The sequence below is a fragment of the Nostoc sp. DedSLP03 genome, from assembly GCF_034530815.1.
Classification (GTDB): Bacteria; Cyanobacteriota; Cyanobacteriia; order Cyanobacteriales; family Nostocaceae; genus Nostoc.
Genome location: NZ_JAVRCK010000152.1, coordinates 1 through 11,486 on the forward strand (window position 1 = coordinate 1; position 11,486 = coordinate 11,486).

Sequence of the window (11,486 nt, forward strand, 5' to 3'; positions counted from 1 at the left end):
AAAACGACTCCGTTGCAGCTCTTGCTCAAACTTGTAAATGTTGGGAGCTAGCCGAAAAACCCCTAGCTTGGTACGGATAATTCGCTGACCGGGGATAAACCGCGTTTTAGATGGTGCTGGTGCTGGCCCAGTACCTTCAGAGGTAATCCGTGGCGGTGCTACCAGTTGAGTTTTCACAACTGGGTCAAGCGATCGCTTTTGACGGTAGCTGTTACCTAATCGGCGCTGCACGGTTGACGGATGCCTACCGAGAGTTTTAGCTATGCGCTGTTGTGTTGCTCCGACCGCGAAAGTGTTATATTTGACAAAAGTAAAACGCCCTTTACGGGTAAGTATTGCCCCCATGCCTAACTCGGAGGATAATACCTGCTCTGGGTCTATTACTTTCGCTTTCACACTTTCATGGTTGTGATTTGACAGCTCTTTGTATCTAGATTGGTTTTGCAACCTCAAGGCGGTGGCCTCGGTTGCAGCAAATTTTAGGTCTTTGAGCCTCTGTATGTCCTCCTGGCTAATAGCTCCTAAATCTGTAATTCCAACTGCGATCGCAACTCTAGTAACGCTAGAGTAATAAACTCTATACTTGTTACCAAGTTTTGCGATCGCTCTAAAAAACTTTAATTGTCGCCCCCACTTTAACCAGCGGCGAATTGTATACACACTGCGATCAAAAAATGCTGTTAGTTCATCAAGCGAAAATTCACCCCAACCACTACCATTTTGATCCCATGCTTTCAAGTAATACCAAAGCCGAATACTCTCGGATTTAGCAACTTGACCTTTATGATTTTTGCTTGGCCAGTTACCACAATCAGCTATTGTAGAGTGCAGTTTGAATGAGGTTTGCTTGATATTAGCCACAGTTTTCTCCTGTGACTTACCTTTTCAAACTTAATGTGATAACTTAAACCAATAGAATTAGAAACTACAGTTTCATTAGTTCCAATTATTTGTTACTTTTTAATTACGTTTTGGTGGCTTGTTTTGAGCAAATCATGTGGTTGGTTTAAGTTATCACATTGAGTTTTCAAAGCAAGTCATTTTCCTTTTGGTAGATTTTTACTAAGTTCATACGGACAAATCTTTAATCTTCAAGTCTAAATAATACATGTTTGTTGTCAGTTGTTTAAAGTTGTGTAAGGGGTGTCACGACCCCTTACTGAATAAAAACCAGCGTTAGACATCCGATTATTCTCGGACACATTGACAACATGATAAGCGAAAATCGAAGGTTTTCGCTCCGTCCTGAATTGTCTGTTTTTTTACAAATTCGCGAAGGTTTAGGGTTAACTCGGCGCGAATTCGGTGATGTTATCGGGGTGGATCAAGATACTGTTTCTGCATGGGAACGGGGTAAAACTCATCCTTGGCTTGCTATCTGGCAAATTAAAATGTTAGATGTGATGCTCAAGGACTTGGGGTTGACTTGGCAAGACTTACCCGATAACGTTGGGCCCCCAGGAGTCCCAGAAAAGCAGCCTACAAGAACCAGGCAGCGAAAAATCTAAACATTCCCTCTAGCAGCACTGCTAGAGGGATTTTGGTTTGTGGTGATTTGATTTGAGTGAAACCAGACCCGTCTAGCGGACTCTGAGCCAACGAATTCTACACAGATGGCTTGACTTGGGCTAATGTTGGTTATCCGCCCCTGCTGGTTAAATGATGGGTGCAGTTCATCACTGACTATTACCTGTTGACCGCGCGCGAAATTAGCCCTAAACACGTTAGGGTTTATTGACTTGTTAGTTGTCATGATTGTTTACAATTAAGTTGTGTTTGTGTTAGAAAACTGCTGAAGCAGGTCGGCGCTTCAGCAGAAAAAACAAGTTTTTGGGATAATTTACCGTTTTTAGTTAAATCGCTTCATTTTTGGGGAATTATACCCCCATAAAGGCAATCACCTCCTTGCCCTACTTTCTTATGTGCAGAAAATAGGGAAAAATGCTTTTGTCTGGGTAAAGACAAAATCTTTACCCAGGACACCAATAGCAGTTGGTGTTTAATGAGCATACGTACTGCCAATGGCAGTAACTAATCTATAATGATAGACGAAAACCCGGAAAAAAAACAGCCGTTTCGTCTTAATCCTGCCGTGTCGCCACTTATTCAACTTAGAAAAAGGTTAAAGTACAACCGTGCTGAATTTGCCAAGCGATTGGGGGTGGATTATGACACGGTTTGGCGATGGGAAACAGGACGCCGAATGCCTCATTTAACTTGGGAACAGATACAGAAACTAGATGAAATTTTTGCCAGCGCTGGAATTAGATTTAAGGACTTCCCCTCCTACCTGGGGCCACCACCAGATGCTTCACCGGATGCTTTAGATGAAGAATGAAGACAAAAAGCCTCTTAGCCTTGACCCTGCCGTGTTACCTTTCTTGCAACTGAGAGAATATCTTGGTTATGATCGCAAAACCTTTGCAGAATTCTTAGGCGTAAGTTATGACGCGATTTGGCAATGGGAGACGGGACGGCGAAGACCTGGTTTAACTTGGAACCAAGTGCAGAAGCTAGATAAAATTTTTGAGAATGCTGGAATTAAATTTAAGGACTTCCCCTACTTGGGGCCCCCGCCGGATAGCCCAGATGTAGAAGAAAATGAATGAAGCGCAATCTTAAAACCTGGTAACAAGTTTATTAAACCTGGTAACAAGTTAATTGATAATGAAAAAATCCGCTTGATAGCCTAATCAAGCGGTTTTTAGGTGTATAGGTTTATCCGAGGGGTGTAATTTACCCCTTACCTACGCTGATTATAAAACCTGGTAAACTACTCCAGTAATAGCACCAGCGCTTCTCGGATCTGTTCTTTAATCGCACCGCCGGAATTAGCTCTTAGCGTTAGCGCATTTTTAAGAATGCCGATCGCTTGATTCACTCCCTTGAGCTTTTCTACCCGCTGCTGTAATTCCTCTAACTGGCTTTGCATCTGCTGATAGTCTTCTAGCAATTCCTTGACTTGCTGGTTCTCTTCTACCTGGTTGCCGCCGCCAGGAGCGATCGCTTGCAAAGTAGCAGCAATCAATGCCGGGTCTTCTGGGTCTGTGTATTCACTCACCAGCTGGCGGTAGTTTGCCGCCATCTCCTCAGCTATTGGTTTTAAAGGCACTGGTAAGCGATAATGTGTTGATTCATAGGGCGCTCGTTTGCCGCGGCCACCCTTTGCTAAATCACTGGTCATAAAGTTGTTACCAAGTATTGTGACCTCATCATAAACCTGGTAACAACTTTAGTCAATACCTGGTAACAGGTTTTAGAATTCCCGTTGAGCCGTGCTATTCAGTACAAAGGTACTGCAAAGTGTAGGGATTGCGTAATTCGCCCTTGGGCGTTGCTTAAACGGCTCCCCTCAGACACCTGGTGTGGATTCATATAGAAAAGCAAGTGGTGTGACAGGTTGGAGAGACAGCCACTAAAAGACAGCGATCGCACTTCTTAAACTTGGTAACAGGTTTATGGCACACTGCCAACATCTAGGATGCACTGAAGAAAATGTAACGGCTTGCTTTTATCCAGACAATGAAACCGAACAGCCGAATGAGTACTATTGTACTGTCCACGCTGCTAAACACGGTTTTTGCTATATGTGCGGCCAGTTCTGGGGAGGCGTTGAAAGTTTTGAATTTGCTACTATCTTCGGTGGCAGTGAAGGAGTATGTGAAATCTGTGATTATCTTGCAAGTGCTGAGTTAGGCGAATTTGATGATGATGATGATGATTGCTACTGGGGTTAACTTGCGATCGCCCTCCCTAAACCTGGTAACAAGTTTCATCATTGCTGATATTTTCAAAATTCTCAGGGTAAAACCCAAATTCTTTAAGGTCAGTTAAGGGGATGCTTTCTGACTCGCCACAGTTGTCACAATCAAAAACAGCTTCATTGTCAAGGTCATAAGTGACAAAGGTTAAATTGTCGTTTCCACAAGTTGGGCATCTGCCTTCTAAAGCTATTAATTCCGCGTGAGGATGCATAATGTTTTTTTGCGATCGCACTCCCTAAACTTGGTAACAGGTTAAATTTTTAGTAATATCTTGCTGACATAACCGTGGATATAAATCCAACTCTCAGCTAAAGGAAACAATAAAGGAGCTTCGTAAACCCAGATTCTCGCTACAACCTCTTGCCCTGACAAGTCTTCATGCCCATAAGCATCATAATGAAGCCCGCCAGATACCAAAGCAAAGTAAGGTTTCTGGTCTTTTTTCTCTAAACAAATAATTGTTCCTTTTTGCTCAACTTCCATAGTAAACTCTTGGTAAAAAGTCTAAACTACTAGTAGTTTACAATGCTTACAACACATCCCAAGCATAAGAAAACGCGGTTAACATTGGTTCCGACACCTGAAATACCCAAAGTTTCGGAACCCAAAAAATTGAGAAGACCCAAGAATTTAGAAGTACGTTCCCGCGAATACTTAAGACCCGATGAGGTTGAGCGATTAATCGCCGCCGCTAAATCTACCGGGCGTTACCCTTTGCGTGACAGTTTAATGCTTTTAATGATGTACCGTCACGGGCTAAGGGTAAACGAATTAACGCGGCTGCACTGGGACGATGTGGACTGGTCAGAATCGCATATCTACATCCGGCGGTTAAAACGCGGCAAGGACTCAAACCAGTGGATTGAAGGTAAGGAACTGCGGCTACTCCGCCAGCACAAGCGCGAACAAGATGAAAAGTTGCGATCGCCCTTCATTTTCACTAGCGAGCGTAAAACGCCCATTGCCGATGAAGGTGTAAGGCAAATTGTCGCCCGTGCAGGTGTTTTGGCTGATTTTAGTTTTCCCGTTCATCCCCACATGCTCAGGCACGCTTGCGGCTATTATCTGGCATCCAAAGGCTATGATACCCGAATGATTCAAGACTACTTAGGACATCGTAATATTCAACACACCGTAATTTACACCGAACTCGCGCCAGGGCGGTTTCATCGTCACATGTGGGAATAAGAAAGCGATCGCCTTTTATCTCAGCAAGCAACCGCGCTAGTTTGCATATACAACGATTAAAAGATACAACGGATTTACATTTTGTATATGCAATATGGCAGTAATTACGGATCTAACTTGGCAACAACTTGAAACAGCCAGCGGTTTAAATAATTTAATTCTTGTTGATAATAGTTACGGATTAACAATTAGATTGTCAGCCCTGACTACAGCTGCTGTTAACGCTAAATCTCAAGCTGGTGTAGTTCAGGTTTTATATAAATTGCGTGAGCTAGCAGCGCTTGCCCAAATTACAGCTAATCAAAACGCCACGATTGGAGAGAGGTTAGCGGCTTTTCCTCCTGCTTCCACGGGAACCGCTGTTAATGGGTACGTGTTATCAAGTGGTCAGATTATTACAAAGACTCCCTTGCAAACTACTGGCATTTTGGGAGCCAATAACTAATGGCTAATAATGGAATATTTCGCAATGTAAATATTATAAAAGAACTCAACGCTGCTAGTGGCTCATCTATGATTCAACTCTATCAGCCGGGAATTCTTAATAGTTTAGATATTGTGAATAATGCTAGGTATAGCGGATTTATTACTAGTTTACGCCTAACTATTGATATTACTAGCATTACTGAGTTGCAATCAATTTCTAATGACATTTTGGCTTCAGATGCAACTATAGCTAGTAATAATAAGGCAACCTTTGACGGTAATCAGAAAAAAGCCTTAAGCTTTTATCTGCAAAATCTTGATACCCCATTGCTCAAAATAATGGATGTTTATTTGTTCAATCAACGTCCATATTATTACATTGATGTATTAAAATACTTTACATCATCCTCTACATTTGATGTTGCACCAGATACACAAATGTTTGTCCAGATGACTGAAGTAGGTAACGGATTATTGCTAAACAATGACCGTATCATAATACTTGGATCTGCTATTGAAGAATCGCCCATTTACGACCAATCATTTTTAAGTGTGGAGTAAAAATATGAAAGTTTCACAAATCAGAGAAATTGAAAATTTATCTCTATCAGATGTAGCGTTAGGACTAGATATTGATGGCGGATCTAATAATTCACCTACTCTTAGATTAATAAGTATTTCTAGTATTTTGGCTTTGGTAGACAATAGCGGCGATCCAATTTCTCAAACTGTTATTGATGCGATTAACAATGAAATTGCAAGTTTAAATACTAAATATTCAAATTTAAACACCTCATTGCAAAATTTGGCAACATCCGTTAATTCGCTAGCATCCCAGAATACACAAACACAAATCACTGAAATCAACACTCAAATTACTAACTTAGTTTCAACAGTTAATACGTTAGTATCACAAAACTTAAATAGTCAAATTGCTGATATTAATGATGTAGTTACTGATTTGAATACTAACTATACTGATTATGTAGCTAGTAATAACGCAGCACTTCAAGCATTAACATTAAGTTTGAATTCTCAAATAACAACGTTGAATACAAACTTACTTGATTATGGATCAATTGTTAATTCACTTAATAGTACGGTAGGCAACCACTCGACCGCAATCGCTAACTTATTCGCTGCTACAAATGCAATCGTTCCTCAAAACTACCCAACTACTTTTCAGCACTTTCATGATACAAGTAAAGTAATAACGGGTGGTGCTTTATTACTAGTTCAGCAGACTGCTTCCCCTTATGCAACTTCCTTTCAGCAAAACCCTGCTGCACTTGGCGACAGCTTTAGTTTTTCTGTACTTTTGAAAGCAGGAACGTATACATTCATAATGTTAGTTACTCGTTCAAGTAATAAAGGTGATTTACAATTATATATTGATGGAACCTTGGCATTTAATGATTTCGTTGGCTACAATGCTACTCAAATTTATGAGCGAGTAACAAGGACAATTACAATAGCAAATGATGGTTTACATGAATTCGTTTTTACTGTTTATAAAAAGAATGCATTGTCAACAGGATATGCATTTTTATGTAGTAAATTCTCAGTGTTCAAGAATTAATCAATATGCAAATACCTGAATATGCAGATCCAGCTATTCAGATGGAAGAGAATACTAAGAAAGTACTTAGTATTCTTCCACCAATTGAAGAAGCTCCCACTCCAATAAATCGCCCAATAAATAATCATGCAAAACCGCATACTGTACCCCAAATACAAGAGCAAATAAGGCAAAATTCTCAACCTTATATACCAAGTCAATATAAGGATCGCCCTAGCGGCGCGGCTGTTAGTGCAGGAACTCAGCTAAGAACTTCTAACCAACTCCGTAGCGATAATATTGGTGTAAATTTTGCTATGAATAGCGGTCAGTCGCAGTTAGGCGCTGAGTTAGCTTATGAATTCAATTGGTATTTTTCAGGATTATCTAATGGTTTATTTCCAAATAATAATACTGAAGATTTAGAAGCTACGATTCCCTTTCCTAGTGCAGAGGGAGGATTCTATCAATTAGGGAAAAATCACGCAGGGAACATACAAGATACAATTGATAAAGGGAGAGAAATTATTAGAGAAATTCGTGATAATCCCCCACGCTTTGAGATGCCACAAATCACAATACCTAGAATAGAAATACCAGAAATACCAGAATTTAAATTCCCAGAATTACCAGAATTCAGAATACCAGAATTTAAATTCCAAGAACCACAAGAGAAAGATAAACCACAGATTGAAAAGCCAAAGCCTAAACCAATAACTAATACTAGAAAATTGCGAGAACTGGAGTTATCCCCTTGTGGTAGTATCTCTTTTAGATATGTAAGAGCTAGTAAAGTAACAGGCACTAGAATAGTTTTTACCCCCGAAGGATATTATGAGGAAAGGGTACAAGAGCCTGCAACTATTCAAGAGGTTTATGATACTCACATCACATACAATCTTCAAGGTAACGATCCGCCAACTCTTAAACAATTCATAGAGATGAATGGCGGAACCGGATCGAGTGCAGATATTGCTGTTTCTGAATTTACTTCTTATCATATTAATTATGGTTTGGGAGGTAGCATTAATGTTGGTCAACAAACCTATTACAATAATCTTCAATTCCCATTTTACTCATACGGTTTTGTTGCAATTAGCGTTAACGGAGTTAGAAATAAATCAGCAATAAATGCAGTTTTAGATAATCTTGATGGACAAAGTAATATACCTGGGGAAGTTTACGAAATAAATGTTTCCCAACCTGATGCTAAAGATTGTCCAATCAATAAGCCTATAGGCGACAAAACCCCTCCTGAACCACAAGAGAATTGTGAATGTATGAATTGTTGTCCTGAAATTGATTATAGAAAAATTAAAGCTTTGATTGATGAGGCTTTGAAAGACATTGAGCCAATAGCATCTCTTCCTATTAGCTGGCAAATTAGAAATGAGGGAAGTAGACCTCAATTAGTAATTCAATGTGCAGAAGAGAACGGAGTAGATACCGATGGAAACAAGAAATATAAATCAGCAATGTATCCTATATCAGTGCCCCATTGGGACGGAACACCGAGCGATAAAATAACTTTACCCTCTTATATTAAGGGAAATTATGAAGGGATATTTACATTATCTGATAATTCAAAAGTTACTATTAATGCTCAAAACGAACTCCAATGTAAGCGTATTTTGAATGCAATCATACCTCATATATCTAAAGCATATTTAAAAGATGCTTACTTTAAAGGTGGCAATATTGTACGTGAAACTCCTATCAAAGAATCCAGAGTTAAACCACGTTACGGTCGTTACTTTAAGAATGGTCAAAAGAACAACAAGCCTGATTGGAGGGTAGATTTTACATAATGCAAAGAATACCAGATAGGGTAAGAAAACAAAGTGATAAAAATAATAAATATGATAATTATATTTCTTTGCCAGAAGCTTGTAAGGTTTTATTCTTAACAGAAAGTACTGTTAGATATTACATCGGCAGACATAGAATTAGAGCGTTTAAAAGTCATGGTAGATGGTATCTAAACAAAGACAATGTTTTAACGCTTCAGAATTGGCTTAAAAGTAAAAAGTAAAAATGCTATTGAGCATTAAGGCCCAATCGGGAAAATGACTTTGATAAAGTGACATTTACAGCCATTAGACAGTAGCTTAGTTGTATCAATGCTCACCCTACCTAAGTACAAAACTTATGGCTGACTCCGTTGAAACAGTGGCTACGACTTTAGAAGGGCAATTATGGGAATTGGCAGTCCGCGCCCAAGCCGCAGAACTTGCAATCCCGGCTGAAACTAGACCAAACAATGTGACCACTACGATTGATACAGAAAACCAGACCGTAGCTGTTACTTTCACTTCTCCTGCAACCTTTACTGTCAGCGCAGCTGGTGCGCTTGTGGCGGCTCCTACTCCGTATCTTCCCTAAAAATGTTTTTTGGGGAGATAAATATCTCCCCTATGTCCTAATAGTTTGGAGGTTAGAAAATGGCTACTGAAGCTAAATCTCAGGTGTATTACATTAATTTGGGCGGCGGTTTAGGAAACACAGGAGCAATGCGTTTTGCATGGAGAGGTAAAAAAGACGCTTACCCTAAAGCGATCGCTGATGAATTGGGTGTTGTTATCGCCAAGGATACCGATAGCGGGTTAATGTTTGGTGCTAATTCACCACGACCCGCAATGGTAAGAATAGGTTACACAGATGCTAAGGGCAATTCTCGCAGTACTAACCGTTTCTGTGAGCCGGATAAAATCGGCAACGTCACAACCGGCGGTAAAATTAATGGGAAGAAAATTAAAATTGCTGGCAAAGAATATAACATTAATTCATGTACTTTAAAGAGTAATTGATTAATGTTTTTATTCTCTGAAGAGAGCAATCTTAGAGATGATTACCTCTGGAATGTCAGATTTAATCAGGTACTTTTATCTGATAAAAATCATGATATTCCTAGAGTATTTACATCTGGGACAATAGCAGTATTGGCAAGCACTACTAATATTAATCCCAGAAATATCGCTGGCTACTTAATACAGACTGTAAACTTGTTTCAACTTGGTGGGATAGCTCACAGTTCTGACCGCTATGCACTGCCTAATAAAATTCCTAGAGTTATTGTTTTTGAAAACGGTATAAGTCCATTTACTTTACAATTTAGATTAGCATTCCCAATCGGGAATTGTACTCTTAAAATTTGGGAGGCAGTTCCTAAAGTTTAATGAATATTAAATTACCAGATGATCCAATTGTTGTGCTGACATTCTCCCTAGCTTTGGGCGGAAATGTCACTTGGGCTATTTTATTTTTTACAAACTCAGTTAAACGCAAGTATGCGGCTGAGAGAGACTTTGGGCACTTAAAAAATAATCTAAAAGACCTTACTGATAACTTAGCTTTGTTGTTTAAGGAATTGGATCGGCGCTTGGATGCACAAGATAAAGACTTGCTAGAATTAAAAGCTTATTTAATAGGCAGAGGTTTAATCAGACGTAAAGATAATGATGAGGATGACAGCTAAAAAAAGTTAGCTCCCCTTTGTCATTTATCACTTATCGCTTATCACATCATCAAAGTAATTTGCTTTGTAGCAAGGTTCTCAGGTCTAAATATCTTTTTGATTTGAGAACCGCAGCGCACCTCTAAAAACCTGCCTTTCTCCCAGTATTCCTCAACTACCCCACTCTCCCATAGCCCGGATCTTAAATTCTGGATATACACTTCTGTACCTGCTGGAATTTTAGCGATCGCTTTTGGATGCCTCCATCCTGAAGGTGGCTGATCAAAGCTTCGGCTACCTCCCATCAACTCGGTAAGCGAAAGATGCTCAGTTTGCGAAACTAAACTCATAAATACCTCATAATTAATTTTATAATTCCTTTGACAAGGTAGTAATCCTTTCCAAAGCTAAAAAATAATGTCTGAATTTCAAGAAGAGGTCGCCACAGAATACCGTAATACAACTTTTGTTGTTTACAAAGACATGAAAATTTTCTGCAAGTTTCTGCCTTCTAAAGGTTTGTGGTACATCAGGATCAAAGATGCTAAGGAACAGCCAAACCCTAACGATAGGTATGCAGTAAAAGCTTCTTTTCATATTGAAGATAAAAAGAAAGGAATAAATTTTGGAATGCAGTTTATTGATGCTCACAAAAGTGGGGACAGTAAAGCGACAATGGCTTTACTGTTCCATCCAGACTTACAACCTAAAAGAAAGTGATCATCTGTGCGTTTCCCTTTAGGCTTTCCCCGGATCTTGGGGGCCCAACTGGGCGCTTTCTGTATAAAGAAATCTAATGAATCATACTTAAACCACCCCTCTCCTACGTGTAGTGATATCTGTATCCACGGTATTTGATACAGAATTATTCTCTAAGTATCCGGCCGGCGCGATTTTTTCCACAGATAACCGCTGCTTATAGGCTTCAGACTGCCTAAAAGCTGCTTTATGAGCTAGATGGTATGGGGTAAGCTTCCAGGACTGATCTAACTCTTCTGCGACGGCGGCGGCGGTGATTGCCCGACTCAGCCGCCAACGTGCAAAACGACTCCGTTGCAGCTCTTGCTCAAACTTGTAAATGTTGGGAGCTAGCCGA

At 39.8% G+C, this 11,486-nt stretch carries 21 protein-coding genes; 15 read left to right on the forward strand and 6 right to left on the reverse strand.

All coding sequences use genetic code 11. The features are described 5' to 3' along the window. A partial coding sequence (locus RM368_RS36610; RefSeq protein ID WP_322698599.1) for a hypothetical protein occupies nucleotides 1-861 on the reverse strand: 861 nt, incomplete at its 3' end. Between the two features lie 350 nt (nucleotides 862-1,211). On the opposite strand from RM368_RS36610, the gene RM368_RS36615 reads away from it, so the two are divergent. The 3 genes from RM368_RS36615 to RM368_RS36625 all read left to right on the forward strand — a co-directional run bounded on the left by RM368_RS36615 (nucleotide 1,212) and on the right by RM368_RS36625 (nucleotide 2,609). Further along, on the forward strand, nucleotides 1,212-1,508 hold the full coding sequence (locus RM368_RS36615; protein WP_322698600.1) for a helix-turn-helix domain-containing protein: 297 nt from the start codon (nucleotides 1,212-1,214) through the stop codon (nucleotides 1,506-1,508). 533 nt (nucleotides 1,509-2,041) lie between these two features. Further along, nucleotides 2,042-2,338: a helix-turn-helix transcriptional regulator gene (locus RM368_RS36620; protein WP_322698601.1), complete on the forward strand. Its 297-nt coding sequence runs from the start codon at nucleotides 2,042-2,044 to the stop codon at nucleotides 2,336-2,338. Then, on the forward strand, nucleotides 2,328-2,609 hold the full coding sequence (locus tag RM368_RS36625; protein WP_322698602.1) for a helix-turn-helix transcriptional regulator: 282 nt from the start codon (nucleotides 2,328-2,330) through the stop codon (nucleotides 2,607-2,609). Before RM368_RS36620 ends, RM368_RS36625 begins: the two co-directional genes overlap by 11 nt. A gap of 164 nt (nucleotides 2,610-2,773) precedes the next feature. Here the strand turns inward: RM368_RS36625 and RM368_RS36630 are convergent, their stop codons facing one another. Then, nucleotides 2,774-3,184: a hypothetical protein gene (locus RM368_RS36630; protein WP_322698603.1), complete on the reverse strand. Its 411-nt coding sequence runs from the start codon at nucleotides 3,182-3,184 to the stop codon at nucleotides 2,774-2,776. Between the two features lie 274 nt (nucleotides 3,185-3,458). Between RM368_RS36630 and RM368_RS36635 the strand changes: the two genes are divergently transcribed. After that, a complete protein-coding gene (locus RM368_RS36635) occupies nucleotides 3,459-3,737 on the forward strand; it encodes a hypothetical protein (RefSeq protein ID WP_322698604.1) in 279 nt (92 codons plus the stop codon). A 16-nt stretch (nucleotides 3,738-3,753) separates the two neighbouring features. Here the strand turns inward: RM368_RS36635 and RM368_RS36640 are convergent, their stop codons facing one another. Continuing rightward, nucleotides 3,754-3,975 carry a hypothetical protein gene (locus tag RM368_RS36640; protein ID WP_322698605.1) on the reverse strand — a complete coding sequence of 74 codons (222 nt, stop codon included), beginning with the start codon at nucleotides 3,973-3,975 and terminating at the stop codon, nucleotides 3,754-3,756. 41 nt (nucleotides 3,976-4,016) lie between these two features. After that, nucleotides 4,017-4,247, reverse strand: coding sequence for a hypothetical protein (locus RM368_RS36645; RefSeq protein WP_322698606.1), 231 nt, complete (start codon nucleotides 4,245-4,247; stop codon nucleotides 4,017-4,019). 42 nt (nucleotides 4,248-4,289) lie between these two features. On the opposite strand from RM368_RS36645, the gene RM368_RS36650 reads away from it, so the two are divergent. The 10 genes from RM368_RS36650 (at nucleotide 4,290) to RM368_RS36690 (ending at nucleotide 10,411) form a co-directional block, all read left to right on the forward strand. Further along, nucleotides 4,290-4,952 carry a tyrosine-type recombinase/integrase gene (locus RM368_RS36650; RefSeq protein WP_322698607.1) on the forward strand — a complete coding sequence of 221 codons (663 nt, stop codon included), beginning with the start codon at nucleotides 4,290-4,292 and terminating at the stop codon, nucleotides 4,950-4,952. Between the two features lie 94 nt (nucleotides 4,953-5,046). Further along, complete coding sequence (locus RM368_RS36655; RefSeq protein WP_322698608.1) at nucleotides 5,047-5,397, forward strand: hypothetical protein; 351 nt, start codon at nucleotides 5,047-5,049, stop codon at nucleotides 5,395-5,397. Further along, nucleotides 5,397-5,939 carry a hypothetical protein gene (locus RM368_RS36660; protein WP_322698609.1) on the forward strand — a complete coding sequence of 181 codons (543 nt, stop codon included), beginning with the start codon at nucleotides 5,397-5,399 and terminating at the stop codon, nucleotides 5,937-5,939. The genes RM368_RS36655 and RM368_RS36660 overlap by 1 nt, the downstream gene beginning before the upstream one ends. A 4-nt stretch (nucleotides 5,940-5,943) precedes the next feature. Next, nucleotides 5,944-6,957 carry a hypothetical protein gene (locus RM368_RS36665; RefSeq protein ID WP_322698610.1) on the forward strand — a complete coding sequence of 338 codons (1,014 nt, stop codon included), beginning with the start codon at nucleotides 5,944-5,946 and terminating at the stop codon, nucleotides 6,955-6,957. A gap of 5 nt (nucleotides 6,958-6,962) precedes the next feature. Continuing rightward, complete coding sequence (locus RM368_RS36670; protein WP_322698611.1) at nucleotides 6,963-8,744, forward strand: hypothetical protein; 1,782 nt, start codon at nucleotides 6,963-6,965, stop codon at nucleotides 8,742-8,744. Continuing rightward, on the forward strand, nucleotides 8,744-8,968 hold the full coding sequence (locus RM368_RS38960; RefSeq protein WP_416212292.1) for a helix-turn-helix domain-containing protein: 225 nt from the start codon (nucleotides 8,744-8,746) through the stop codon (nucleotides 8,966-8,968). Before RM368_RS36670 ends, RM368_RS38960 begins: the two co-directional genes overlap by 1 nt. A gap of 116 nt (nucleotides 8,969-9,084) precedes the next feature. After that, nucleotides 9,085-9,318, forward strand: a complete 234-nt coding sequence (locus RM368_RS36675; protein WP_322698612.1) for a hypothetical protein — start codon at nucleotides 9,085-9,087, stop codon at nucleotides 9,316-9,318. 59 nt (nucleotides 9,319-9,377) lie between these two features. Continuing rightward, a complete protein-coding gene (locus RM368_RS36680) occupies nucleotides 9,378-9,743 on the forward strand; it encodes a hypothetical protein (protein WP_322698613.1) in 366 nt (121 codons plus the stop codon). 3 nt (nucleotides 9,744-9,746) lie between these two features. Continuing rightward, the gene (locus RM368_RS36685; protein ID WP_322698614.1) at nucleotides 9,747-10,112 is read left to right on the forward strand and encodes a hypothetical protein; all 366 of its coding nucleotides are present in this window, start codon (nucleotides 9,747-9,749) and stop codon (nucleotides 10,110-10,112) included. After that, on the forward strand, nucleotides 10,112-10,411 hold the full coding sequence (locus RM368_RS36690) for a hypothetical protein (protein ID WP_322698615.1): 300 nt from the start codon (nucleotides 10,112-10,114) through the stop codon (nucleotides 10,409-10,411). The genes RM368_RS36685 and RM368_RS36690 overlap by 1 nt, the downstream gene beginning before the upstream one ends. A gap of 41 nt (nucleotides 10,412-10,452) precedes the next feature. Here RM368_RS36690 and RM368_RS36695 read toward each other — a convergent pair whose 3' ends face one another. Further along, nucleotides 10,453-10,740 (reverse strand): hypothetical protein, encoded by a 288-nt coding sequence (locus RM368_RS36695; RefSeq protein ID WP_322698616.1) that lies wholly within the window; start codon nucleotides 10,738-10,740, stop codon nucleotides 10,453-10,455. Between the two features lie 67 nt (nucleotides 10,741-10,807). Here RM368_RS36695 and RM368_RS36700 point away from each other — a divergent pair, with 67 nt between their 5' ends. Then, nucleotides 10,808-11,110: a hypothetical protein gene (locus RM368_RS36700; protein ID WP_322698617.1), complete on the forward strand. Its 303-nt coding sequence runs from the start codon at nucleotides 10,808-10,810 to the stop codon at nucleotides 11,108-11,110. Nucleotides 11,111-11,197: 87 nt separating this feature from the next. Here the strand turns inward: RM368_RS36700 and RM368_RS36705 are convergent. Continuing rightward, on the reverse strand, nucleotides 11,198-11,486 hold a 289-nt coding region (locus RM368_RS36705; protein ID WP_322698618.1), incomplete at its 5' end, for a hypothetical protein.